We start from the raw sequence: 24,370 nt of genomic DNA, 5'->3' as shown, positions 1-24,370 counted from the left end.
CTTCGATTTCAATTGTGGGCCGAGCTTAACAAAACTGCGCTTTTCACTCCACTTTTTTATCCGGCCTCAAAGCACTCAAAACCCGCAGCGAGCGCTCTTTGGCTACAGTAGCTACAGTAACTAAAGTGATAGTCCTAAAGCGGTAAACACCTCTGGGCTTGGGAAGCCATCGGCAATCATCTGTTTACTACGTTGAAAGGCTTGCAACCCTGCCATAGAGTTACGTCCCAACACGCCATCAGGCTTACCAACATCAAATCCAGCCTCGTTCAGTTTTGTTTGCAGTTGCTTTACTTGCTCGCGGCTTAAGCGTGGTTGCTCAGGCGGACTGACTGTCAAGGGTTGTCCACCATTAATACGATCGGCCAAATGCCCAACCGTAATGGCATAAAATTCGGAGCGATTCCAACGCATGATCACATTAAAATTCTCATAACCTAAAAAGGCTGGGCCTGTGTGTCCCGCAGGCAAATACAGCGCAGCTTGAATATCGACGGCAGGCAAAGGTTGCCCATTAGACTGCGTTACATTGAGCGCTGCCCATTCCGATAACGACAAGGGCTGTTTCGCACCTAAATGACTGTAACTAAAATCCTTTGGCAACAAGACTTCACGCCCCCAACGCTGATTACGCTGCCAACCTAAGTGCTGCAAAAAGTTCGCGGCAGAAGTGAGCGCATCTGTGGTGCTATTCCATAAATCGGCCTTACCATCCCCATCACCATCGACCGCATATTTGGCATACGCAGAAGGCATAAATTGCGTATGTCCCATAGCACCTGCCCATGATCCCACCATAGTGTCATCATCGAACTGATACTTTTCTTTCAGTTTTAAGGCTTGCATCAGCTCTATGGTGAAATAATTGCTACGGCGTGGCTCACAGGCCAAAGTCGCCAGCGAATTCAATACCGACATTTTGCCTTTATAGGAGCCGTAGTTCGTTTCCAGTCCCCAAAAAGACAAGATATATTGCGGTGGGACGCCGTATTTTTGCGCTAATTGATTGAGTAAGACACTGTGCTTTTGCAGTAAACGGCGGCCTTCATTGACGCGCCATTCGGTCGCGCGCTTACTGAAATAATTATCAAATGTCTGGCTGAATTCGGGTTGCTGTTGGTCCAGCTCAATCACTCGAGGGACAAATTTCAAGTTCGCAATGGTAGAGTTTATCGTCGCCTCTGACAGGCCTTCTGCACGTGCTCGCGCTTGCAGTCCAGTCAAGCACATTGGAAACGCCTCTGCATTAGATTGTACGCTAGCGCTGATATCGGGCATTTGATTGGCTTCAGCAGCAATGTCACTTGCGTTAGTGCTGGTTGCGTTAGCACTGGCACTCGCCGTTGGCGCACTTGAACAGGCACTCAGACTGACACAGGCGGCAATACTCGCAAACAGATAAGTTAACCCTTTAATTTTAATCAAATCAACAACTCCAATATTTGATCTCACAACAATCACACTATTGTGGCTAAACACGACAATATTCCGTCTTCAAGAGGGAATTGCCCTAGAGAGATATTCGCCTTGGCATAACGAGTGAAAGGTTAGAATCCAAAACACCTTTAACGGCCAAGAGCATAGAAGACATGTTTCTCCGCCACGTAAAGCCCCTATCTGAGCCACATTTAGTCAGTAAAATAGCCAGTACCAAGGCGACTCATTACCAATAATCCTGACCCATAGTGACACGTAACACAATCCTTATCGCCATAAATACCTTGCGGCATAGGCTTATTGCTCAGTTATCCAACACAAAAAAATTCTTAACAAAGAATCCCTTGGTATCGCAGCACGTTACCGTATAATGGATAAGTTAACAGCACACATCAAAGAGACCTATCATGACTGAAATCAATGCGGCTTTGGCTGGCTTTATCAAAAATGTAAAACAACATCAGACGCTTTGGGGTCTAATGGATGAAACTGGCGAAGGCTGGGTCGTTTGTGATTCTTCAGAATTTGAAGACACAGATGTGATGCCATTATGGTCAAATGAAGCTACTGCAAAATCCCATTGCAGCGACGAATGGCACGACTATCAACCCGTTTCTATTTCATTAGAAGAATTTCTAGAATATTGGGTCTCAGATCTAAACGACGATGGTGTATTAATCGGTGTTGATTGGCAAACCGATGAAGATTGTCTTGAACTTGATCCGATTGTTTTAGCAAAAGATTTGGTTGATGTTGAAGAAGTTTAATCGCTTCAGTATGCCATTGATGGCATCAAGGACTGAGGTGCTCATTCCTTGATGTCTGCTATTCCGCTTATCGATATTCCCTTCGACAAACGCCATACCTGCTGGTTTTGTGGCGAACCGAGTCATCAACACTTCGAATATATCGCACACACACATACACCACATGCTTCGTTAGCTGTGCCCGCCTGCAGCGAATGTTTGCGATTAGCCAAACAACATACTCTTAGTTCCATTTGGGATTGTCGTATGGCCGTCAAAGATGCACTGATGCGTATTTATGCGAAACACCTCGCCATTGGGATTAATTGGACCGAAGAAGAGCTTGCTGAGTCCGAATTCTCCTGCAAAGTGTTTGAAGGTTTTAAAAAAAGTGCTTGGATGATGTACCAAATTGCCCGCGACCGTATCAATGCGCCCGGTTGGCCACTGGTATTAGAAGGCGAAGAAATTGACGACCAAGGTTATAATGCAGGTTTTGAATTCGATGGCGTGACTTTTAATTCAGTCAATACCGCTATCCAATACTATTCGACGCAATTCACTTTAGATCCACAGTTTTTTGCCGAACTGGTAAGCCTCGTCGGCCGAGCAAGATTCAACTATGCCTTAAGGCTCGCCCGTATCCATATCGCCGCCGCCAAAGAAATGAAGCGCCAAGTATTACACGATGTAGCAGCCGAATTAGCGTTATAATCTAGCGAGTTATAAGTAGTGGGTTATAGGTAGTGGGTTGGCAGATGTTTGCAGAAAAGCAGTTGAAAAGGTAGCAGTTAAAAGAATGTGATTCAAGACCGTATTAAAAACTGTTATTAAAGCGTTCATTCAAAGCGCCGAACCTATCGATGATCGACTCAAGGTCAATCACCGATAGTTCGAATCTCAAAATGCGATCAGTGATTGATCACTTGTCTTAATCTTTCTTGCACCACTTGCACCAGCAAATCCGGTTGGAACTTAGAAATAAACTTATCACAGCCCACTTTTTCAACCATGGCATGGTTAAAACTGCCACTCAACGAAGTATTTAAGGTAATGAATAAATCCGACATAGCTTTATCACTGCGCACTTCAGAAGTGAGCTTATAACCGTCCATTTCGGGCATTTCAGCATCGGTAATCATCATCAATAATTCTTTGGCAACTTGTTTACCTTCATCACGCCATTTCTGCAATAACGTCAGCGCTTGTAAGCCATCAGATGCCTCAATAATTTCGATACCCAGCTGGCCTAACGTTTCACGCACTTGACGTCTGGCGGTCGATGAATCATCCACAATCAGGATTTTTCTGCCTGGCATTTCATGGACTAAGGTTTCGTCGAGTACACCTTCAGATAAACGGATATCGTAGTGAATTATCTCCGCCAAGACTTTTTCTACGTCGATAATAGACACTAACTGCGACTGACCTTGATGCTCTATGCGAGTAATTGCCGTTAGATAATTATTACGTCCAGCCGTTTTCGGCGGCGGCATAATATCGCTCCAAGTCATGTTGATAATGTGTTCAACCTTACCGACTAAGAAACCCTGCACACTGCGGTTATATTCTGTGATGATCATATTGGCATCTTCGTTAGGCGGCACGGGCTTAAACCCTATGGCCGAACGTAAATCAATCACGGGGATAGAAATCCCGCGAATATTAGCAACACCAGAAATATGCGGATGACTACCCGGCATCGCATTCAAGGGAGGAAGCTTGACGACCTCTTTGACTTTAAAGACGTTAATGGCAAATAACTGCGTGGAATTAATGCTAAAGAGCAACAACTCAAGTCGGTTCTCACCAACGAGTTTGGTACGCTGATCTACGGTTGCAAGTACGTTTGCCATAATGCTGCTTCTCTACTCTTGAGGAAAATCCTTTCCCCACATGCGACGGATTAGCTCAAATTATAGCGGTAAACTCCCATGAAGAACCATGCCGAGAGTCTATTTTATCTAAAAATTACAACCACTCTCGCAAAGTTCGGCCATAAACTTCGTTTAGCGCATCTCAGATATCTGCATCCCTAAGCTTATATTTTCAGATAATACACGGCATTGCTAATATTTGGTCTTAGTGCTAACGCAATCATTTAATCCTAACGATTCAATTTAGGTTAAGCATCAACTCTAACGCCTAACGCCTAACGCCTAACGCAATATTTTCTGGGCGAGCACCATACCCGCAAGATTAAAGGCATTTCTATCGCGGACAATCTCAAATCCCAGCTGGCGCAATACCGTTAACAAATCACTATGATTAAAGCGATTCTGCTGTGGATGCTCAAATAAGCGTCGGCTCAATGGGTTACAAATTGCGGCACGATATAAATCCTCTATCACAAAGTATCCGTTCGGTTTCAGCACCCTTACAACTTCCTTAATGGCCGCTTGCCACTCTGGAATATGGTGAAATACGGCAAAATCAAACACCATATCAAACTCGCTATCGGCAAAGGGTAAACATGTTGCATCAGCAACCGAGAAACTCAGCCCTTTTAATCCTTGCGGCCGAGATTGCCAGCGGGATTGTGCGGAGGCAACCATGTCAGGGTCGATATCCACGGCCGTGATATGTCCCGCGCCAAAATGTTCGCGGATCAACTGAATGCCGTTACCAAACCCACAACCTATTTCTAATGCGCGTTCGCACAAAGCCATAGGTTTTGGCATCATAGAGGTCAATAAGGGCGCTTCGAGATGATTTTGTAGCCAAAAACGTAATGGATGCTGAACGATCTTTTTCTCAAATGGATTTAATTTCATGCCATCCTCTCACTATGGGTAAACTACTGTTGAATAATTTTACTGATCGAACTGCCATTATGGTACGTAATGATAGGAACATAAGTTCACCAGAGGCCACGATGAAATTACCTCTTTTTCCATTACCCATTTGTTTATTGCCCGAAGGTTACACACAACTGCGGGTATTTGAACCTAGATATAAGCGCTTGGTCGCCGAATCATTAAAGTCAGGCCAAGGCTTTGGCTTATGTATGCTTGAAGAGGATGGTAAAACCATTCAGCCCATAGGCACCTTAGTGCATATTATTGATTTTGAAACCTTACCAGACGGACTATTAGGGATCAGTATTCAAGGTTCTAAACGCTTTAAACTTGATAAAATCAGTGTCGAAGCCGATGGTTTAAAACGCGGAGACGTCAGTTTAATCGACAATTGGCCTGCTGTACGTATTGCGACCGATGAACGTTACTTGAGTCAAATGTTACAAAACATTCTTAAGGAATATCCGCAACATCTCAAGCACTACCAAACAGAACAGTTCGATGATATCGCTTGGGTCTGCCAGCGCTGGCTAGAAATATTACCCGTACAAGCATCCGAAAAGTACACCTGCATTAATGCCTTAGATCATATTATGACCCGAGATCTATTGCGGGCCGTCATTAAATAATACTGTGAATGATCCTTTATTTAAGCCACTTCGTATTGATTGAAAGTTTGACAGCAAAAATGGGCTCAGAAGTGCAACACACTTCTCAATTTTGTCGTTACTGATATCACACTCAGCACTCACGACTGCGATAAGAGCGAAAATAATGGAAAATATTCAATCACAAAGCAGGCAAACTCGGTATCATGTCCCAATCACGTCTCTGACTAATTCGGCTATGGATAACGAAATTCCAGCTTCCCAAACCTGCGAGCCTCAAGCGGATGCTTTAATCACGTTTATGCTACAAGTAGCAGACAACCGAGACAGAGCCGCCTTTGGTCACTTATTTCAGCATTTCATGCCCAAGATCCGAGCCTTTGGTTTACAAAGACTGAATCAACAAGGGTTGGCGATGGATTTAGTACAAGAAACCATGACCAGCGTTTGGACTAAGGCTCATCTATATAATGCAGAAAAAGGGTCAGTGACAACTTGGGTGTTTACCATCATGCGTAATCAATGTTTCGATATGCTTAGACGGGTACAACACAATAGAGAAGATACTTTCGGTGATGATATTTGGCCGCTGTGTGATGCGACCATGGCTCAGGACACACTCACTGATCACAAGTTGACGGCTAAATTACTCCAACATCTTGATGCCCTTCCCATAGCACAAAGACAAGTTGTGCAAGGCATTTACATGCAAGAACTCACTCAACAAGAGCTAGCCGATACCCTAAAGGTACCAATTGGGACCATAAAGTCCCGTTTAAGATTAGGGCTAGAAAAGTTGAAAAGCTTCTTGGAGACACACAATGATTAAGCATCATCCCCAACAAGAATTACTCGTCAGCCATGCCAATGGGAACTTACCTTTATCAATGGCGATAGCAATATCCGCACACTGCGACCTATGTGCGACTTGTCGAGAGCAGCTTGCCCTATTCACAGAACAAGCTGCAAATTTAGCATTAAATCCTGATAGCGGTCATGCTGCAAATGATACGGGCGAAGAGTTGATGCACAGAGAGTATGTTGAGGTGCAACACTCTGGCGACAATCAAGAATCGGCATTGGACATTGACGCTATGATGGCGCAAATCATGGCTCAACCGGCAGCGACAAATGTGCCTAATAACGCCCCTATCGATGTCGACATAAAGCAACAGCATTACACTGTGCCCTCGGTGTTTCGTCAGCATTTGGCCCGTCCATGGCAAATATTAGGCAAAGTCAGTCGCATGCGTTTTGATGTCGATGAAACGAACACCCGCGCTAGCCTATTGCATATAGATGCCCAAGGTGAAATCCCCCAACATACCCATAAAGGTTATGAACTAACACTATTACTAGCCGGAGAGTTTTCCGATCTAAATGGTGACTATGTGCCAGGTGATTTTATCGTGCTCGACGGCCAACACCATCACTCACCGAAAACCATTAACGGTTGCTTATGCTACACAGTATTAGATGCACCGCTGCATTTTACCAAAGGTCTGAGTAAGCTACTCAATCCCATAGGTGAACTGATTTATTAAACCTTTTGACTGAGTTTTTAAACAACAGCAAACGCATAGATTCATTTATAAATTCAGTTTAATAATTCCATTACATAAATGACTATGATTAATCCCATTAAAATGACCTATTTTAGTGGGGTTTTTTATAACATTTACCTATAAAACGGCAATATTAACCTTAGTCAATTACCACAAAAATAAAAACCAACCCATAAATAGACCTAACTATACCTTTTTAAATCAAGTAAATAGCCACGAAAAATACACTTTAATTCAACATTAGCAAATAAATAATGACATCGAATAAAAATTAAACTTGCATAAGCCATTTTTATTGATATACTGCACGTCGTTTTGAGATACACCTTGTTGTTTACCTTTTTAACCCAGCCTGATATTTAGCAATCAGAGTTCGGTCCTCATAAAGAAAGCCTACTACAAGCAAAAACCCATAAGCTCAATCATTCGATATCACTAAAATCATGTGGTTATGTCTGTGAACTTACCGTTCTCCTTGTTGTCATAGTATTGTCATTAAGCTATGGTCAACTGGTTGAATCGAGTTATTCCATTGACGTAATCGACAACATGAAATATTTATCGATTAAGCATCTCTTGATTAATGAATCAAAGATGGGGTAACCTCGATACTCAATAGAACGAATCTTTCGCACAATTGCTAAGGATATTTTATAGTTACAACTATCTCACCTATGGGTGAATTAACAAAAAGGAGTGTGGCATATGTCATACAAAATTAATGGACATGAAATTACAGTGAACTTCCCTGTAGATTCAATCTCAGTAAATAAAACCTCAATTGCTTTTACCGATCGTCAAGGTAAAAACAGACAGACTTTTTCTAAACGTACAGAAGCCATCAGCTTTATGAAATGGTTATTGTCCGCGAACAAATAAGTCAAAAAGTAAGTAAAACGATAAGTTAAAAATTAATACCGCAGTACCCGTTTACTCAAGTGTATTTAATCGGTTTCCATTATCTTCGCAGTACCGAGCACTTAAGTAGACTGATAGCCGAATGTCACGAACACGCTATCCTTTTTTACGTCATTATGACGAGCACATTTGGTTCAGGCTGTATCTCTCTCACACAGATACCTGCCGAACCAAATGAGTCAAATCCAGCGTTAGATCACCTCTTTCCATTGCAGCATCCGCTAATATTCATATACATGAATACTGTTCAGCACATCATCTATGCCAAAACCCAATCCTCAAATTGCCATGCAAACCTTGATAAACCAGATCAAAGAGACTATTCCACTCAATTTAGAAGAAGCACAACTGTGCCAGGGACAATGTTTAGGTTGTTCGAAGAAAATGCTGGAAATGTTAGATGCCGAAATCAGTTATTGGCAATTTAGTGAGGTAACGCCTAGCCTAAAAGATTTAAAAAACCTCGAAAACATTGGCCGTCGTACCTATAAAATTCTTAAACGGAACCAGTTACTGTCTTAATCGCTTGTATTTGCATTTGACTATTTATGGGGCGTTTTACTTACGCGACTTAAAATAAATTCAAAACCTAACTGACAATATGACCCTAATAGAAATCACATTGCCAGTTTTATCTTCGCTATTGTCGATAGCCGTTAAAAATCACAAATCGATAGGCTCAACTTCTAGACTCTGCCAACCTTGCGCGAATATCTGCCAAAGAATATTCCGTTAATAGTTCACCATCGGCAAATACGGGGACAAACTCGCAATTGTTGACATCTTGCCAGCTGGCTTGATCTTTAAGATAAAATTGACCCTGCTCATCTTTAAATACCGCCACTAAACCCTTAGCGGATTTTTTAGTGCCATCATCTGTTTTAGGATCTTTAAATATTTCTCTGTCTTTACCATCAACTTTCGCAAAGGTCGCTTTCACGGCATAACCGTCAGTATCTCGGGTCACGTGTTGATAGGTAAAACTGCCTATCCCAAACACAATATTGGTTGACGCAAAACCTTTGGCCTTTAAGCCGGCACAAATGGCTTCAGCACGTTCAATGGTGATTGAATCGCCATAAATCAGTCCAACATGGCTATTCAGCGCTTTATACCCTTTGGCAGTTGTACCGCCCCCAAAGACATCCCACAGACACTCAATAGCGCCTTTATATTCGGGACTCCCGATTGGTGCTTGTGGATCGCCACAAATGATTTTCACAGGGCAACCCGTATCAGGCCTAAACACCACTTTGCCATCGCGGGCAAGAATGCGGTCTTTTAACGCTAAGGTGAATTCTGTCATCACCTGCCAAAAATCCCAAGAATCTGAAACAATGCTGACAATGCCCGTTGGGTAAATATCTTCAATCAAACGGCGGAACGTCTCTAATTCATTCTCCATGCCACCCGCGCACATGACACTGTGCTCCGTTGCGGGCACACTGCCACCGACAAGTTCTTTATCACTATCGGCAAGGTAATATTGCTCAAGAAAATCAATGGCGGGTATGGTATCAGTCCCAGTAAAACTGAGTAAATGTGCGGCGCCGCTCATGATCGCGGCCTCTGCACCATACATGCCACGGAAACTAAAATCGTGACCCTGCCAATCAACAAAAGCGATGTCACCATCGGTTTCTAGCGCGTAAGTCTCAAATATTTTGCGGTATTGCAGCGCGGTAGTAGCACTGGTACACATACCCCACACATTAGCGGAAAGGATGGTTTCGAGATAATTGGTCAACCAAAAGAACCGCTCATCGGTATTGTATAAAATCAAGCAAGGCACTTTTAATGGATACATTGAGCCTTCAGGTAATGCCATAATTTTAATTGGTAAATAGCCTAAATCATGCAACTCCTCAATATGCTGAGTGCCAACATTATTCGGCCCGAGATAGTTATTGATACGGCGGGAGAATTGGCGAATGACCTGATCTTTGGGTTGTTGAAAGAAATCACGGTTCCAACTGTCAATTAAGTAATGCTTGATAAAATACTGCAAGCCAAAAAACACCATTTGGTCTGTATAACCACGACGGGATTTACGGGCGGTCAAGTTACTAAAAATCACTTGAGTATTATCGGGATATTGACGACGGTGGTCGACTTTATAGCCATCAATGGCAGTAACGGGATTCAAGTACATAATATTTTCCTTAATGATTCATATAACTCAAAACAGCATGGCAATGACAGAACTCGCTCGAAATATGTGTGGGGACACCTAAACTATCGGTACAAAATAATCTGTCTATGCCCGACTCTCGCAGTACCAACTCGCTGGCCTTATCTTCATAATGTGACACGATCAAAATGACGCTTTGGGCTCCCTTTTGCTTTAATTTGATGGCAAGTTCAATAAAGGTTCTGCCACCCGCGCAAATGTCGTCAACGATTAAGCAGGTTTTACCCGATAAGTCATCACAGAACACTTCGGTAGCGATAATATGGCCATTGACCACATCACGATGTTTATCGGCCCTGATCACCGGCATTCCCTGTAACGCTTTAGCTAAGCCGAATACTTTTTTATTCGCCCCCGCATCGGGCGAGACTAACACTAGCTCATCCGATAATTGGGCAGTGATAGCGGCGACAAAGCTGTGATTGTCTATAACCTGAACTCGGTCTAACAATGCGGCGGTGACATCGCTGTGAGGGTCAAATACAGTGACCGAAGCATATTGCTGCTGATTAATCAGGCTAGCATAGACTTTTACCGACAAGGCCTCACCGGCATTACACACCCTATCTTGGCGAGCGCCCGGCATATAAGGCAGTAGCAAATTAATTTGCTCGGCACCACTGCGACGTAATGCATCAGTTAACAACAAGAGCTGCATGATGGAATGATCGCCCCGATAACTGAAAAAGATCGTTACTCGTTTAGCAGGAGGAACAAGTATTTGAACATGATTCTCCCCCGCACCAAATTGAAATAAGCGGTAGTGAGTCTCATCGCTAGCTGCGGGTAACCGATAAAAATCGGCTTGCGAACATTGAGCGTGAGAAACATCTTGGGACGTCTGAATACGTTGAGACATAGTAACCTCCTGTCTGTGGCAAGATTGCCGAAATTGACGGCGCCCTTGTTGTCTACATGAATAATAGTGTCTTAAAGACATTATTGTGTAAAGTTGATTTTTAGACTATTTCAGACGGAGCAACCTAAAATGTTATGCTTAAATGACATATAGTGTCCTTTAGACACTATAAATGGGCGCGACAACTAAGAAGCTACAATATGGGTATCGAGTAATATAAGAACCGGAGACATTAAGGCAAAATCAGTAATTAAACAGTCTTTACTGATTCAAAGTCACCATGAATAAGGCATAATCAGTCGCCGTAACTCATATTGAGCAAGGCGAATATCTGGCCTAAATCCACATTCACTGTGATCAACATTCTAAATTTCTTAAGAAGCGATACGATGCGGTATTGGGTTTCAAGCGGTATAAATTAGCGGGACGACCCCGTTCGGTGCGCTTTAATCCCGTATCGATCAATAAATCGGCCTGTTCAACCCGCCGACGAAAAGATTTACCTTGGATAGGCTTGCCCAGCAAAACCTCATGAACATGCTGCAGTTCTGGCAAGGTAAAAGGTTCAGACAGTGCAAATCCTGGCACTAAAGAATATAAGGCTTTTTGTGTTAAGCGTTCCCGCGCTTGCTCAATTAACTGCAGATGATCAAACGCCAAGGGCATCTGCAACACATCTGCTAATGGCCACCACTTAACATCACTCACTGAATCAATCTGAATTTGGCAAGCTTGATAACTCATCAAGGCGGTATAACACACAGTCACAGACCAGCCTCTTACATCGCGACCACGATTACCCACAGTGCATAGCTGCTCAATATAAGGTGGCACTACCGCGGTTTTCTCATGCAGTTTACGTAATACAGTTTGCTCAAGGGATTGATCGCAATTTTCATCGATAAACCCTCCAGGTAATCCCCATAAACCTAAAAATGGATGATTTAAGCGTTGTACTAGGAGTACTTTAAGCTGCTGATCGTGATAGGTAAACAATACAGCATCTACTGTCAGTAGCTGAGCCTTAAAAACCTTAGGATCGTAATTGGCGAGATATTCCGCTTCAGTCATTGATATTCCCCATCGTTCCAAATCATCAGCTTAACTTAGCATTACATAGCTTCAAACATATTATGTCTTAGCGTCACTAAGTCAATGCTCAGAGGCACAGGATGAGCCACTTTGCCCAAATTTACGCTGATAACGTGGCAACATGGTCTCGTTCCCGAGTAAGCCACCTTGGTGGATATACATCACAGGACGAGAGCCTCCGCCTTGTAAATATTCCTCAAGCACAATAAAACCTAAGGGATCGTAGAGTAATTCAAACTGCACGCCTGAGGCGCAGACCCGCTGCCACATGGCATAAAATTCCGGATAAAGTTTACCAAAATGATATTTCTTGCCGACATTAACAATCTGTGGATGCTCACTGGTATTGGTATTAAGCAACGAAAATTGCAAGCGCAAATAATCATCGCCACCGACAACAGCACAAGTCACGACGCGAATATCCGTTTGCTGACGGATAAAATACTGATTTAAAAATAACGCTGTCGTTCCCGTCCCCGAAGGTAAAAATACCGTTAAATCAACCAATCCATTCGCCTTCGCAAACTGTACTATCTCTTGCGCCAATCTATTAACCCCGTATTCGGCGTAAGCACAGCGCCCCCCCTCTGGGATAAAAAGCGCCGTCGGCTCATTCACGAGTACTTGAGCCTCGATATAATCTTGGCAACTCAGCCGCACATCGCCCACTTGCGCAGTAGGGTCAGGCCTAGCATTAAGATTTGACAAAACGTGAGGCTCAGATTGCGACTGAGTGCACGCCTGATTTTGTGCTATTAACACACTTAAATCGATAATATTAGCGCCATTCACTAAAGCGGCAGCGTAATTGCCCGTAGGATGTTTAACCACTTGACTGGCAATATGATCTACATAAAAATCACATTGCCAGCCTTTCATCTTCGCTAATGTTGACAATGAATACAGTGAGTTAGCCAATGGCGAGCCGTGACCTATCACCTTGCTGATGCCTGCAAACTCATGATCTAAAAAATAGCCGAATTTGCGAGCTTTATTGCCACTAAACGCCGGATGCAGTAAATCATCACGTTTTAGGAATATGTCTCTGCCAGCAAAGGCAAATGTATCGACAGGGGAATTTGCAAACATCAAGCGACTCAAACAATTAAATTATCTGGTTTTTAAACCAGTTAAGGGAAGGCTAGTGTAACTCCGACCTTCCTGTTACGCCCTTAAGAAATTATCAATTTGGCGAAAAACTAGTGAAAATGACACATGAATCTCGAATACATATAATTAACCAATTGATTATGAACAATTTAAATAGTTGGCATAGTTATCGCTTAGACATTGATATATATTCAATTTATCGAAGCTAACGATAAAGGCTAACAGGGTAAACATAAGGAGTTTTCAATGGCTGTATTACGCTTAATATTCAACATAGCTTGGTTTGTACTCGGCGGATTTGTGATGGGACTCGCTTGGTGGCTCGCAGGTATCCTGTGTTTTATCAGTATCATTGGTATTCCCTTCGGCCGCGCCTGTTTTGTTATCGGCGAAATGACCTTTTGGCCCTTCGGCCAAGAACAAATGAACCGTCGCCACTTAACTGGGCGTGAAGACTTGGGCACAGGTGCATTAGGCATGGTAGGAAATATCATTTGGTTCTTACTCTTTGGGATCTGGTTAGCCATAGGGCATTTGGTCCACGCCTTAGCTTGTTTTGTGACGATTATCGGTATTCCCTTTGGGATACAGCATCTTAAGTTGGCTTTACTCAGCCTCACACCGATAGGCCAAACCGTAGTGGCTAAAGCTTAATAAGACAATGCGTTAACTGCGCTATTCACTCTCGATTATTTGGTTTCAAGAGTGGATAGCGCTTTGTCATCCCATACAGTAAATATCGCTTCGTTTAAGGCTATTTCTTCCTCCAATAAATCGTTGCAATCATATTGAGTATTGGCAGGCTCACTATCCACAGAAAACTGCACTTGCGGCTTAGTCGCCCCCACAATGTCCAACAGATAATGCGCCAGTTTTGCGGGTGCATCTATAGCTGCATCGTGACCGCAATACGCGAGTACAATCAAATCGGTGTCAAAATGCCGTGCTAGCGCCTTACTCGATGCCATACTCACCAGCGCATCACGGTCACCGCAGAGCACAGTTATCGGTACTTCCACTGTCAATGGACATTGGTATTGAAAAGCCGCCCAAAGTTGTCGCCATACATTGCGTCTACTTGGTGTGGTATCGCGGCGAAACTCACTCCACTTGACAATTAAATCTCGGTCTCGCCGATGACGAAAACTGGTTAAACGCACTATAGTCGACTCGATTGGATGTAAAGCGTTACCCCGAGCCCGCATGAAAAAAGCCTTCAATGCATTCAGCGGGTTAAATCTTTGATACCAAGACGATAAATTCGCCGCACTGCTGTTTAATACAAAGACATGCCTTATCTGCCAAGGTCGCTGGCATGCCATTTCCAGCGCCAACATACCGCCCATAGACAAGCCGAGGAGATAAATAGTCTCCCCTTCCTGTACCTGCTCATCTAATTGCTGCCACACGGCATGGGCATAATCAGCAATCTTAAGCGGACTTAATTCGTGGGATAGCGTCCCATTGCCCGGAAGATCCGGTGTCAGCACTCGCAATCCCTTTTGTCGCAGACGCTGATCGAAACCATTCCAATGGCGCTGATCACGCATTAATCCTCTTAATAACACCCAAGTTGTCATGACTGAGACTCCCGATACCAATAATGCCGTGCGCACTCTGTCAGCTCAGCCAAACGTTCAGGTGTTAACTGCTCTAACGATTGGGCATAGGCCGCTTCCATCATAAATTGCATGAGTACTGTATGCCTGCGTAAAATCCTGTGGTGACGATGTGTTTTTTGTGGATTAAAAAAGCCAGCAAAATTAAATATTTGTCTAGGATTCTTCTTTATCCATGCCCAAGATCCCATCTCTAATGTCAAAGGTAAAAATGGCACCTGAGCAGAAGGATCAGCCACTTGGTGCTGGCGATAGAGATAATCCCAAATATCACCATGAGTGCGATAAAACTGGCTCTGCGGCGCCAACCGATAATGGCCGTGATGGGGATAACTCTGTTCAAATAATTGTTTTAGATGAAAAATATAATTGGCATTTTCGAAGGCGGTACGGGTATGGGCGTAGGGGAACCAGATATGATCACTCAAGCCAAATCCCGAGTGGGCATCGAGCGAAATCAAACTTGTGCTGCGACTCAACAGTTGTTGTACATAGGCAACTAAGCCCGCAGTTTCCAGCTCCATTCCCCCAATACCGCGATACCAGGGCAGCCGTGACGATATACGCTGTCCTCCCACCATAAAGGACACTTTTTCACGGGATTCTATTGGAGCGTTACGCATCAAATCTACTTGATTACCATTGCCCCGCGTTCCCATGAATAACCCAACAGGATTCACTACAGGTACAAAAGCTAACCGCAGGCCCGTTAGCATCTGTTGTAGGTGTTTATCCCAAACAAGCCGCTGCAATAAACTGTTTAACAATGCCAAAATAACTTGAGATCCAATACGCTCAACCCCATGCACGCCCCCCACAAAGAGTACTGTCGGACAAGGCGTATCTGTACCACCTAACTCAACACTGTAAAGGGGGAAATGCTCTTGGCGGAATGGAATGTCGGCAAGGATCTGATAATCCAACTTAAGATGATGAGTATCAATGAGTTGCTGCAGCGTATCTAACTCAAATGGAAGCTCAAAAGGAAGTTTCTTCATGTCACCTTAATCAATAAAATGAGAGAACTACTCATGCCGTTAAAGTGATACTAATAGTGAACAAAGACAAAATGATGACAAACTGCATATCAGAAGTGAGTTTACGGGGAAATAAGCGGAAAAATAGCGAGTAAAACAAAGAATAAACTATCCTAAAACCCTACATCAGTCTTCACGATAAAGTAGCTCTCCAATGATAGTTTCTACGTCAACCTGCGCTAAACCTTGGTCAACAATATCTCGCCAACGCCGTCCCTCTTCTGTATTACGAAACGCGATATAGAGCTGCTTATTCGCCAGAATTTGCCGATTGATTTGCAACTTTGTCGCCAGCGGCTGTAAGGGCTTTTGCTTGAGTAAATAGTGCAGAACGTTGACATCAATCACCGCGGCATCAATCCGACCTGCGGCAACTTTTTTAACATTATGCTCATCCGAAGTCACAGCTTCAGTCCGCTGTACACCGGAAAAGATCATGCGATCTAAGGCCTGAGTATTCACATAATCTTTCACCACACCTAAGGTATAGCGATTAAGATCTTCAATATAATTCCAACTTACTGGATGGGACTTTTGCTCCACCAGCCCCAATGGACTTTCGCCAATCGGTTTTGAAAAGATAAACTTTTCAGTCTCTACATAGTATTCAGGAAAATAACCTATGTAGTCAGAGTTCGGCATAGTCGTAAGTTTGACAGCGCGGCTCCACGGATAGAAATCCACGTCTAATTGGTGTCCCATGACGTTCAACGCCGCCCGTACCACGGCAATACTGGCACCCTGCTCCATTAATTGCTCTCCTGAGTAAGGCGGCCAAAGTAAAGATGTGAGCATTAAGGTGTCCGCTTTAGCTTCGCTTAATCCCATAAAGGAAAGACAATACACAAGGAGCATTGAACGCCATCGAACCATTTAGTACTCCTTTGCCTGCATGGATTTACGATTACATCATCGACAACTTAACGCTTTCGTTTTTATCTGCCGAGATTTTATGACTGGTTAGATTTTATGACTGGTTTTAGTATAGCTATCAAGCCACAGCGGTGAAGTGAAGTTTTGTTACAATTAGAATAACGACATTAGCAGCAAAAGCTAACTCAAAGTACAGCTTGGCTTGATGGTATGACTCGCCGACTTTTTCATTAGCCAATTAGCTTGTTCGTTTATCTGCTAACCGAAATAGCTAGACAGAATAAAATTCAAGCCGCATTGCGCGGCTTGGAAGTCAAATATCAATAGTATTAATCAACTCAAAGCCAAATGACTTAAGCATTAATATCTTCATATAACTCTTGATACATCAGCTCACGCATTTTGAATTTCTGAATTTTTCCCGTCACTGTCATTGGATACTGATCCACAAACTTGATATAACGCGGCACTTTAAAGTAGGCGAACTTCTCGGTGAGAAAATGACGAATATCAGCCTCTGTAATCGCGGCTCCTGAGCGGACTTTGATCCAAGCACACACTTCCTCGCCGTATTTATCGCTTTGAACGCCAAAGACCGCCGCATCCTGCACATCTTTATGGGTGTAAAGTTTCTCTTCAATCTCACGGGGATAAATATTCTCGCCGCCGCGAATAATCATATCTTTAATGCGCCCCACAATTTGCACATAACCTTGCTCATCCATTTGGCCAATATCGCCCGAATGTAGCCAGCCTTGACTGTCTATGGTTGCCGCCGTTTTCTCAGGATCATTCCAATAACACTGCATAATGCAGTAACCGCGACTACAAACTTCACCGGGTTGATTAATTGGCAGCACTTCGCCAAATTCATCGACAATTTTTACTTCGGTATGGGGTAAAGCACGGCCAACGGTGAGAACGCGTTTCTCTACGGGTGAGTCGATTTCAGTAATGTGATTGAGCGGACTGCATTCGGTCTGACCATAGCCAATCAGCACTTCCTTCATATACATCAGGTTTTGTACACGTCGCATCACTTCTTCAGGACAAGTTGCCCCCGCCATCACGCCGGTACGTAAGGAACTCAAATCAAAACGAGCAAATTCTGGGTGTTCCAACTCGGCAATAAACATGGTCGGTACGCCATGCAAAGCGGTGCAACGCTCTTGCTCAATCACTTGCAATGTCGTCAGTGGATCGAAGGATTCTCCGGGGAACACAGCAGCTGCGCCTTTGGCTAAGCAGACTAAACTGCCAAGTACCATGCCAAAACAATGGTATAAAGGCACTGGAATACAGAGTTTATCGTGACAGGTAAACTTCATCGCCTCTGCGACTAAATAGCCATTATTCAATATGTTATGATGGGATAGGGTCGCACCTTTCGGGCTGCCCGTCGTGCCAGAGGTAAACTGGATATTAATCGCATCGTACGGGCTTAATTCCTTAGCAATCCTCTTGAGCATTATCCTGTCAGCGGCGGTCACATCAACGATCAAGTCATCAAAATTCAACATACCGACGGATTTCTCCGCGCCCATACGGATCACAAATTCAAGCTCAGGTACGGCTTTAGCTTGTAATTTACCCGAGGGGCAAGAGGTTAGCTCAGGCGCCAATTCATATAGCATCTCAAGATAATTGCTGGATTTAAACTTATCAGCACAAATTACTGCGCGGCAACCCACGTTACTCAGCGCATATTGCAACTCTTCAGGACGATACGCAGGATTAATACACACCATGATGGCGCCAATTTTAGCGGTCGCATATTGAGTTAAACACCACTCGATATTGTTAGGCGACCAAATCCCTACCCTATCACCAGACTTAATGCCGAGTTTTAATAGTCCTGTGGCGAGCGCATCGATTTGGGCAAGATATTGGCGGTAATTCCAGCGGATATGTTGATGGTATACGACGACAGCTAATTGGTCGGGATACGTTGCCGCAATCTCATCAAGATATTGACCTATGGTCTTCTCAACGAGTTTCGGTGATGACTCGCCTCTAAACTCGCTAACGTTGAGCGGGCTGATAACTTGGCTTGTAGGAACTGACATTAAGGCCTCCGTGCATTTATTATGGTTAGCGAGGTCCAAACTAACCAATCCACGGATCATGTCACAAGTAAAAAAGCACTTTATTAGACTAAAGAGTAAGACAAACGATTAGATAACAATCCATTAAAGCCCAGTGCTAACGGCTGATAAACTCAAAATGAGTACTCGACTTAGGCACATTTAAGCTTTGTAACCGCTCAACAATGGCCAGTAACACGCCTTGGCGACGCATATTTTCTAACACGCCGGGGCTAAAAACCTCGAGTCGCGTCATGGCCGTCAACAGCAACTTACATTGTGCGATACTCGCATCACGAATATAGGCAGGTTTATCGACTAAGTAACTGTTGTTATACCAATAGTCCCAAGTGAAATTAGCCAATAACCAACCTTGCGTTGTCAGGTCATTAATAAATTCCAGCATTCGCTCATGACTTAAGATCACATCACCCGCCGTAAAATCCTTAAGATATTTAGTGTATAAACCACAATCGGATGTCATTGTTGAAGTCCCCATAACACACCTCACAGGTTTTGGTTGCCTCTGCTGCCACAACTTGTACGACACCAGTCACACACCGAGATCGAATTTGACGCTTTGCCTTAGAAACGAGAATTTGCATAAGGCATACCAAATAAGATTGCTGTCAACAGGCTAAGCCACGTTATCTGAACGGAAACTTAATCAAACTCACAATATTTGATATGGGTGACGAACTGGGGTATTCGACAAAATTCAGATAAACTCAGCGGTATTGAAGCGCTTAACGGCAACTATGAGTAAAGGAAACAAGATGAACTACTGGCTTATGAAATCGGAACCCGACGAATTCAGCATAGATGATCTTAAGGCTTGCCCTAACCAAACCGAAGCTTGGCATGGGATCCGTAACTATCAGGCGCGTAACTTTATGCGCGATGAGATGCAGATTGGCGACAAGGTATTTTTTTACCATTCAAGCTGCAAAGTGCCCGGAATTGTCGGCATAGCAGAAGTCGTGACCAATGCGTATCCCGACAGCACAGCCTTCGATCCCGAATCGAAGTATTTTGACCCTAAGTCAGATCCAACCAAACCAAGATGGCTACGAGTAGATATCCGCTTTGTCAAAAAATTTAACGAGATTATTCCCTTAAGTTTGATAAAAAGTTTACCCCAACTGGCGGACATGTATTTAGTCTCTAAGGGGTCAAGACTCAGTATCCAACCTGTGACCGCCGAACAATGGCAAGCTGTACTCATGTTAACCCGCTAGAAAGCAATCTTGAACCAGAACGTTCAGCTATAGTTCATTTAGCATCGCCTATTGTTGGCCACATCAAGCATTGGACACAACATCAACTCAATGCCCCTTAGGAGTACAGATGAATAAATTGACCTCAGTGGTAATCACAGGACTTGTCCTCAGCTTAACGATGTCCATCTCAACCTTTGCTAAAGATGACCATGAGCACCACAAAAAGGATAAAAGCCTACCGCCGGGATTACAGAAAAAAGTTGACCAAGGTCAGTCACTGCCACCCGGTTGGCAGAAAAAACTCCAGCGTGGTGATGTGCTTGAGCATGATATTTATGATCGCGGCCGCATCGTAGTGCCCTTAGACAGAGATGGCATCATTAGCATTCAAGTCGAAGGTGCACTAATCAAACTCGATAATAACAGCCGTAAAATCCTCGATATCGTCAATATCATTACCGATTAACTTCCCATGGCAAAATGGCATTTATAACTGACACTTTTACAACTACGCCCAGCGCTTATCTGGGCGTTGAGTACTTCTTAATACTGCTTTGATCTATCAAAAAACGTTGTCTGTAAGACAATTTATCATCCCAGTCCTCACTCAATAACGTTCTAACTTACAATAAAGCAACATATTGATATTTATCATATCTTTACTATCTGGCTATTGGTCGCAAATTGGCTAAATGCTAGACTCATGCAGGGTGAAAAGATATCGAACAGAACAAGATAAGTGTCACCTAAAAATACTCATGCGGCTAAGGCAAAATCTTAATTGAATTCATAGCATCCCGATAATGACCGTAGACTAACGCTGGATTTTTGATAATGGAAAACACCTCACTTCAACGGGTTAAGCAGGCAATTATTGCGGGGTTCTGGGCATCACTCGCCAGTATTTCTGTGGGTTTTCTATTTAAACTCTGGCTAGCACAATGGGTTGCCAAAGCCGATCTAGCGCTCTATCACACAGTGATCGACATTATCTCACTGTCGCTAATCCTAATGACGGGATTTCGCTCCTCTATGGTGGTGACCTACTCCCAGACCAAGCAAGATGTGGATATCACTAATATATTCCGCTACAGCTTGATCGCTATGGTACTACTGACATGGGGTTTAGTTTTACCCTATATCAAACACAAACTTCAGCTCAATGTAGAATATTTTCAATTGGTTGGGATTATTCTGAGTATGGGGCTCAAGGTCTATTTTACCAATCAAATTGCCATGTACCGGCTATATGCCATCTCCAATAGAGTCACTTGGTTAGAGCCGCTCGCGCAAGTGACTAGCTTTTTATTATGTTTCTATGGCTTAAAACAAACCGCCATTGCATCACTCTTTTACAGCATGACACTGTCATCGCTCATCGTTGCCTTATATATGTACTTAAAACGGCGCAAAGATATTGCCACTCCGCCCTTAAGTGCAGTGCATTTTGATACGGGTTTACGCAGTTTTATGAAGAAAAGCCTGACGGCGTCCATGGAAGCGGGGGCCAGTATCTTGATGATTTACATCACCGTACTGCTGACTATTGCCTATTTCAGCATAGATGAACTGGGTGATTTCCAAGTGGTGGTGCGGCCGATGATCACTTACCTCACCCTGCTTTTTGTCTTTCCCATCTACCGTTTTGTGCTGCCCGAAGTCGCAGTGTGCGTACGAGAAAAACGCTTTGACGAAGTCCAACAAATTAAGTCATGGCTGACTAAAGTTTCTTTGTGGATCAGCGGTATTTTTTTTGTCGTTATGGTCTTTGCGAGCAAGCCGTTAGTCGCTTGGTTGTTCCCCGAGCAATACATTAAAGCGGCCCCAGTATTAATGCATTTCTCCATGTTTTTTATATTTATGATGCTCAATGGCTACCAGCTAGCTTATATCAAAGCTCATGGCTACTTTACTCAAAGCCTACTTATTCGCCTTGCTGGTATCGCAGTACTGGTCGGTACTTTCTACGCTTACCGCCTGTATACGGAGAATGTCGTCGCGGTGATTTTAGCCTTAGGCACGGGCTATTTGATGATGTATCTCATATCTAAACTAGTTGAAAGACGCATTCAGCAAAGCCTTAACAACCAAACGCTGCCTTAGCAACAACTAAAGACGCTTAAAACGTTGAAGGAAATGACAGGTTTCAACTAAAAAGGCATCCCAGAGGATAGTCTGGAATGCCTTAAGAGAAGACAGCATGTCAGCTTATCATTTAGCGCCCATCGAGCATGCGACCAATACCACCAAGCACAGAGCCTTCTCCGCGATCACTGCCACCCGCTGATGGGGCATGGGCGATAATGCGATCCGCCATACGTGAGAATGGCAAGCTTTGTAGCCAAACCGTCCCGTGGCCTTTGAGTGTGGCTAAAAACAAACCTTCACCACCAAAGACCATAGACTTTAATGAGCCTGCACGCTCTATGTCGTAATCAATCCCTGAGGTAAATGCAACAAGACAACCTGTGTCAACTCTTAAGGTTTCACCTTTTAGTTCTTTTTTCACTAAGGTGCCGCCCGCATGGATAAACGCCATACCATCGCCCTGTAGGCTTTGCAGAATAAATCCTTCGCCACCAAAAAATCCCGTACCTAAGCGGCGATTAAATTTCATCGTCACGCGTGTACCTAAAGCCGCAGCCAAAAAACTGTCTTTCTGGCAGATAAGCTCACCACCATGTTCGGCCAAGTCGATCGCTAGGATAGTGCCTGGATAAGGGGCGGCAAAGGCAACTTTACGTTTTTGATTGCCTTGGTTGGTAAAGTGAGTCATAAAAATGCTCTCACCCGTCAATGCCCGTTTACCCGCGCCCACCAACTTGCCGAAAAAGCCTGACTCAGGCTCAGAGCCATCGCCCATTTTGGCCTCAAAGCTAATATCTTGCTCTAGGTAATTCATCGCACCCGCTTCAGCGACCACGGTTTCGTTAGGATCGAGTTCCACTTCAACCAACTGCATACTGTGGCCGATAATTTCATAATCCACTTCATGACAACGTCTAGACATACTGTTCCCCTTAACTGTCAGTTCCTTGTTACTATCCTTTAGATTGACCCCGATGGACGGCTCTTTACCTATCGCAGCTCAATTTCACTCTTCATCTCGACCTTAATCTAGATCCAAGCTCAGTCTGAATTTAGGCCTTATTTTAACTCTCAATCTAAACCTTCATCTGACCTAGGCATTAATCTATGACATAAAATGTCAAAATGCGATTATTTTATGCGGTAACTTGTATCAAAAGATGACAAGCGAAGACTTATCAACCCAAACCCACACCATTAAACTGCTCAGCCTTAGCAAACTCCTCTAATATCAACTCGGTAAAAAGTTGTCCGGCACGGCCTAACGGCCGCTCTAAGGTCGAGACGAGCTGTGGAATAAACGTAAAACGACTGCCACCGACGAAGTCGATTTCAACTAATTCGCCCTTAGCTAACTCTTCTTGGACTAAAAAGTCTGGCAACCAACCAAAACCTAAACCTTTTAACAAAGCGTTCTTTTTCATGATAAAACCAGAAAGATAAAACACTTTATCGCCGCCAAATTGCATTTCATCGCGGTAACTTTTATTGGGTGAAGAGTCTTCGATAGTTAATTCCACATGTTGCTGCAGCTCAGACAAACTAATTTCGCGAATAAAAGATAAAGGATGCGAAGCACTGGCCACCAGCACGCTAGTGATGGCTGGCAAAGGTTGCGGATGATAGTAGGGGCCTGTGCGATAATCTTTCACTAACATCAAGTCGGCATTATCCCGCTCAAATCTGTGTTGTACACCGCCTAAAAACTCCATATTCAGCTGAATTTTAGTGGGGATCTGATGTTCAGCCATGCGCTTTAAGGCCGTCATAATTGGCTCCATCGGCAAGGCTCCATCTATCACTAGCTCTAACTTTGGCTCCCAACCTTCACTAAAACGGCTGGCAAGATGTTCAATGTTTGCAAGGTGTTGCAGTAATCTTTGTCCCTCGGCCAAAATCACGCGGCCCTCTTGCGTCAGCTCAGCACGATATTGCTCACGGCTAAAAAGCGGCACGCCGAGGTGCTCTTCTAACTTTTTAACTTGATAACTCACCGCCGATTGCGCTTTGTGTAATCGCTCCGCCGCCTTGGCAAAACTGCCCTCTTCCACCAGCACTTGCAGCACATTAAAAGCATCAATATCGATGCGCATGGTCACTCCTTGGCTCTAATGAACATGTCACG

Annotated in this window: 25 protein-coding genes; 11 read left to right on the top strand and 14 right to left on the bottom strand. The window is 43.8% G+C overall.

Annotated features, from left to right (window positions below; genetic code table 11):
- Positions 1-120: 120 nt before the first annotated feature.
- Positions 121-1,425, bottom strand: a complete 1,305-nt coding sequence (locus KO537_RS18695; RefSeq protein WP_219235309.1) for a lytic murein transglycosylase — start codon at positions 1,423-1,425, stop codon at positions 121-123.
- Between the two features lie 419 nt (positions 1,426-1,844).
- Between KO537_RS18695 and KO537_RS18690 the strand changes: the two genes are divergently transcribed.
- Entirely contained in the window at positions 1,845-2,204 is a 360-nt protein-coding gene (locus tag KO537_RS18690; protein WP_028759614.1) for a DUF2750 domain-containing protein, read from the top strand.
- Positions 2,205-2,255: 51 nt separating this feature from the next.
- Entirely contained in the window at positions 2,256-2,897 is a 642-nt protein-coding gene (locus tag KO537_RS18685; protein ID WP_219235307.1) for a hypothetical protein, read from the top strand.
- A 197-nt stretch (positions 2,898-3,094) separates the two neighbouring features.
- On the opposite strand, the gene KO537_RS18680 is transcribed toward KO537_RS18685, so the two are convergent.
- Both KO537_RS18680 and KO537_RS18675 read right to left on the bottom strand, forming a co-directional pair.
- Positions 3,095-4,039: a chemotaxis protein CheV gene (locus tag KO537_RS18680; protein ID WP_173497450.1), complete on the bottom strand. Its 945-nt coding sequence runs from the start codon at positions 4,037-4,039 to the stop codon at positions 3,095-3,097.
- 303 nt (positions 4,040-4,342) lie between these two features.
- Positions 4,343-4,957, bottom strand: coding sequence for a class I SAM-dependent methyltransferase (locus KO537_RS18675; protein ID WP_219235305.1), 615 nt, complete (start codon positions 4,955-4,957; stop codon positions 4,343-4,345).
- A gap of 101 nt (positions 4,958-5,058) precedes the next feature.
- Between KO537_RS18675 and KO537_RS18670 the strand changes: the two genes are divergently transcribed.
- From KO537_RS18670 to KO537_RS18650, 5 genes are all read left to right on the top strand, one after another.
- Positions 5,059-5,610 carry an LON peptidase substrate-binding domain-containing protein gene (locus KO537_RS18670; RefSeq protein ID WP_028759610.1) on the top strand — a complete coding sequence of 184 codons (552 nt, stop codon included), beginning with the start codon at positions 5,059-5,061 and terminating at the stop codon, positions 5,608-5,610.
- A gap of 145 nt (positions 5,611-5,755) precedes the next feature.
- A complete protein-coding gene (locus tag KO537_RS18665; RefSeq protein ID WP_198573689.1) occupies positions 5,756-6,418 on the top strand; it encodes a sigma-70 family RNA polymerase sigma factor in 663 nt (220 codons plus the stop codon).
- Positions 6,411-7,133 carry a ChrR family anti-sigma-E factor gene (locus KO537_RS18660; RefSeq protein ID WP_219235302.1) on the top strand — a complete coding sequence of 241 codons (723 nt, stop codon included), beginning with the start codon at positions 6,411-6,413 and terminating at the stop codon, positions 7,131-7,133. Before KO537_RS18665 ends, KO537_RS18660 begins: the two co-directional genes overlap by 8 nt.
- 726 nt (positions 7,134-7,859) lie before the next feature.
- Entirely contained in the window at positions 7,860-8,033 is a 174-nt protein-coding gene (locus tag KO537_RS18655; protein ID WP_006082106.1) for a hypothetical protein, read from the top strand.
- A 300-nt stretch (positions 8,034-8,333) separates the two neighbouring features.
- Entirely contained in the window at positions 8,334-8,594 is a 261-nt protein-coding gene (locus KO537_RS18650) for a hypothetical protein (protein WP_028759607.1), read from the top strand.
- Positions 8,595-8,751: 157 nt separating this feature from the next.
- Here KO537_RS18650 and KO537_RS18645 read toward each other — a convergent pair whose 3' ends face one another.
- The 4 genes from KO537_RS18645 to KO537_RS18630 form a co-directional block, all read right to left on the bottom strand.
- A complete protein-coding gene (locus KO537_RS18645) occupies positions 8,752-10,224 on the bottom strand; it encodes a nicotinate phosphoribosyltransferase (protein ID WP_219235300.1) in 1,473 nt (490 codons plus the stop codon).
- 10 nt (positions 10,225-10,234) lie between these two features.
- Positions 10,235-11,122 carry a ribose-phosphate diphosphokinase gene (gene prs / locus KO537_RS18640; protein WP_219235298.1) on the bottom strand — a complete coding sequence of 296 codons (888 nt, stop codon included), beginning with the start codon at positions 11,120-11,122 and terminating at the stop codon, positions 10,235-10,237.
- A 357-nt stretch (positions 11,123-11,479) separates the two neighbouring features.
- On the bottom strand, positions 11,480-12,193 hold the full coding sequence (locus tag KO537_RS18635) for an NUDIX domain-containing protein (protein WP_219235296.1): 714 nt from the start codon (positions 12,191-12,193) through the stop codon (positions 11,480-11,482).
- Between the two features lie 81 nt (positions 12,194-12,274).
- Positions 12,275-13,303: a 1-aminocyclopropane-1-carboxylate deaminase/D-cysteine desulfhydrase gene (locus tag KO537_RS18630; RefSeq protein ID WP_219235294.1), complete on the bottom strand. Its 1,029-nt coding sequence runs from the start codon at positions 13,301-13,303 to the stop codon at positions 12,275-12,277.
- A gap of 267 nt (positions 13,304-13,570) precedes the next feature.
- On the opposite strand from KO537_RS18630, the gene KO537_RS18625 reads away from it, so the two are divergent.
- The gene (locus KO537_RS18625) at positions 13,571-13,978 is read left to right on the top strand and encodes a YccF domain-containing protein (RefSeq protein WP_028759602.1); all 408 of its coding nucleotides are present in this window, start codon (positions 13,571-13,573) and stop codon (positions 13,976-13,978) included.
- A 35-nt stretch (positions 13,979-14,013) separates the two neighbouring features.
- On the opposite strand, the gene KO537_RS18620 is transcribed toward KO537_RS18625, so the two are convergent.
- The 5 genes from KO537_RS18620 to KO537_RS18600 form a co-directional block, all read right to left on the bottom strand.
- Positions 14,014-14,904 carry an alpha/beta hydrolase gene (locus KO537_RS18620; protein WP_219235292.1) on the bottom strand — a complete coding sequence of 297 codons (891 nt, stop codon included), beginning with the start codon at positions 14,902-14,904 and terminating at the stop codon, positions 14,014-14,016.
- Entirely contained in the window at positions 14,901-15,941 is a 1,041-nt protein-coding gene (locus KO537_RS18615) for a M14 family metallopeptidase (RefSeq protein ID WP_219235290.1), read from the bottom strand. The genes KO537_RS18620 and KO537_RS18615 overlap by 4 nt, the downstream gene beginning before the upstream one ends.
- A gap of 165 nt (positions 15,942-16,106) precedes the next feature.
- On the bottom strand, positions 16,107-16,853 hold the full coding sequence (locus KO537_RS18610) for a transporter substrate-binding domain-containing protein (protein WP_219235288.1): 747 nt from the start codon (positions 16,851-16,853) through the stop codon (positions 16,107-16,109).
- A 353-nt stretch (positions 16,854-17,206) separates the two neighbouring features.
- Entirely contained in the window at positions 17,207-18,919 is a 1,713-nt protein-coding gene (locus KO537_RS18605; RefSeq protein WP_219235286.1) for an AMP-binding protein, read from the bottom strand.
- Between the two features lie 136 nt (positions 18,920-19,055).
- Positions 19,056-19,436, bottom strand: coding sequence for a DUF6508 domain-containing protein (locus KO537_RS18600; RefSeq protein WP_028759597.1), 381 nt, complete (start codon positions 19,434-19,436; stop codon positions 19,056-19,058).
- A gap of 277 nt (positions 19,437-19,713) precedes the next feature.
- Here KO537_RS18600 and KO537_RS18595 point away from each other — a divergent pair, with 277 nt between their 5' ends.
- The 3 genes from KO537_RS18595 (at position 19,714) to KO537_RS18585 (ending at position 22,260) form a co-directional block, all read left to right on the top strand.
- On the top strand, positions 19,714-20,175 hold the full coding sequence (locus KO537_RS18595; protein ID WP_028759596.1) for an EVE domain-containing protein: 462 nt from the start codon (positions 19,714-19,716) through the stop codon (positions 20,173-20,175).
- A 109-nt stretch (positions 20,176-20,284) separates the two neighbouring features.
- The gene (locus tag KO537_RS18590) at positions 20,285-20,623 is read left to right on the top strand and encodes a hypothetical protein (RefSeq protein ID WP_219235284.1); all 339 of its coding nucleotides are present in this window, start codon (positions 20,285-20,287) and stop codon (positions 20,621-20,623) included.
- A 368-nt stretch (positions 20,624-20,991) separates the two neighbouring features.
- Positions 20,992-22,260, top strand: a complete 1,269-nt coding sequence (locus tag KO537_RS18585) for a membrane protein (protein WP_028759594.1) — start codon at positions 20,992-20,994, stop codon at positions 22,258-22,260.
- A gap of 112 nt (positions 22,261-22,372) precedes the next feature.
- Here KO537_RS18585 and KO537_RS18580 read toward each other — a convergent pair whose 3' ends face one another.
- Together KO537_RS18580 and KO537_RS18575 are read right to left on the bottom strand one after the other, a co-directional pair.
- Positions 22,373-23,167 (bottom strand): TIGR00266 family protein, encoded by a 795-nt coding sequence (locus KO537_RS18580; RefSeq protein WP_028759593.1) that lies wholly within the window; start codon positions 23,165-23,167, stop codon positions 22,373-22,375.
- A 256-nt stretch (positions 23,168-23,423) separates the two neighbouring features.
- Positions 23,424-24,338 (bottom strand): LysR family transcriptional regulator, encoded by a 915-nt coding sequence (locus KO537_RS18575; RefSeq protein WP_028759592.1) that lies wholly within the window; start codon positions 24,336-24,338, stop codon positions 23,424-23,426.
- Between the last annotated feature and the right edge of the window lie 32 nt (positions 24,339-24,370).

It is taken from the genome of Shewanella sp. NKUCC01_JLK (genome assembly GCF_019345615.1).
Lineage (GTDB): Bacteria > Pseudomonadota > Gammaproteobacteria > Enterobacterales > Shewanellaceae > Shewanella > Shewanella oncorhynchi.
The sequence above is the reverse complement of the archived record's forward strand: the minus strand, read 5'-3'. Positions and strand labels throughout refer to the sequence as shown.

Coding starts and splice junctions, on each gene's coding strand:
- KO537_RS18625 (WP_028759602.1), top strand. CDS start 13,571: ATGGCTGTATTACGCTTAATATTCAACATAGCTTGGTTTGTACTCGGC.
- KO537_RS18590 (WP_219235284.1), top strand. CDS start 20,285: ATGAATAAATTGACCTCAGTGGTAATCACAGGACTTGTCCTCAGCTTA.
- KO537_RS18615 (WP_219235290.1), bottom strand. CDS start 15,941: ATGAAGAAACTTCCTTTTGAGCTTCCATTTGAGTTAGATACGCTGCAG.
- KO537_RS18600 (WP_028759597.1), bottom strand. CDS start 19,436: ATGGGGACTTCAACAATGACATCCGATTGTGGTTTATACACTAAATAT.
- KO537_RS18575 (WP_028759592.1), bottom strand. CDS start 24,338: ATGCGCATCGATATTGATGCTTTTAATGTGCTGCAAGTGCTGGTGGAA.
- prs (WP_219235298.1), bottom strand. CDS start 11,122: ATGTCTCAACGTATTCAGACGTCCCAAGATGTTTCTCACGCTCAATGT.
- KO537_RS18610 (WP_219235288.1), bottom strand. CDS start 16,853: ATGGTTCGATGGCGTTCAATGCTCCTTGTGTATTGTCTTTCCTTTATG.
- KO537_RS18635 (WP_219235296.1), bottom strand. CDS start 12,193: ATGACTGAAGCGGAATATCTCGCCAATTACGATCCTAAGGTTTTTAAG.
- KO537_RS18675 (WP_219235305.1), bottom strand. CDS start 4,957: ATGAAATTAAATCCATTTGAGAAAAAGATCGTTCAGCATCCATTACGT.
- KO537_RS18580 (WP_028759593.1), bottom strand. CDS start 23,167: ATGTCTAGACGTTGTCATGAAGTGGATTATGAAATTATCGGCCACAGT.
- KO537_RS18670 (WP_028759610.1), top strand. CDS start 5,059: ATGAAATTACCTCTTTTTCCATTACCCATTTGTTTATTGCCCGAAGGT.
- KO537_RS18630 (WP_219235294.1), bottom strand. CDS start 13,303: ATGTTTGCAAATTCCCCTGTCGATACATTTGCCTTTGCTGGCAGAGAC.
- KO537_RS18685 (WP_219235307.1), top strand. CDS start 2,256: ATGTCTGCTATTCCGCTTATCGATATTCCCTTCGACAAACGCCATACC.
- KO537_RS18595 (WP_028759596.1), top strand. CDS start 19,714: ATGAACTACTGGCTTATGAAATCGGAACCCGACGAATTCAGCATAGAT.
- KO537_RS18680 (WP_173497450.1), bottom strand. CDS start 4,039: ATGGCAAACGTACTTGCAACCGTAGATCAGCGTACCAAACTCGTTGGT.
- KO537_RS18620 (WP_219235292.1), bottom strand. CDS start 14,904: ATGACAACTTGGGTGTTATTAAGAGGATTAATGCGTGATCAGCGCCAT.
- KO537_RS18585 (WP_028759594.1), top strand. CDS start 20,992: ATGGAAAACACCTCACTTCAACGGGTTAAGCAGGCAATTATTGCGGGG.
- KO537_RS18645 (WP_219235300.1), bottom strand. CDS start 10,224: ATGTACTTGAATCCCGTTACTGCCATTGATGGCTATAAAGTCGACCAC.
- KO537_RS18605 (WP_219235286.1), bottom strand. CDS start 18,919: ATGTCAGTTCCTACAAGCCAAGTTATCAGCCCGCTCAACGTTAGCGAG.
- KO537_RS18665 (WP_198573689.1), top strand. CDS start 5,756: ATGGAAAATATTCAATCACAAAGCAGGCAAACTCGGTATCATGTCCCA.
- KO537_RS18690 (WP_028759614.1), top strand. CDS start 1,845: ATGACTGAAATCAATGCGGCTTTGGCTGGCTTTATCAAAAATGTAAAA.
- KO537_RS18655 (WP_006082106.1), top strand. CDS start 7,860: ATGTCATACAAAATTAATGGACATGAAATTACAGTGAACTTCCCTGTA.
- KO537_RS18660 (WP_219235302.1), top strand. CDS start 6,411: ATGATTAAGCATCATCCCCAACAAGAATTACTCGTCAGCCATGCCAAT.
- KO537_RS18650 (WP_028759607.1), top strand. CDS start 8,334: ATGCCAAAACCCAATCCTCAAATTGCCATGCAAACCTTGATAAACCAG.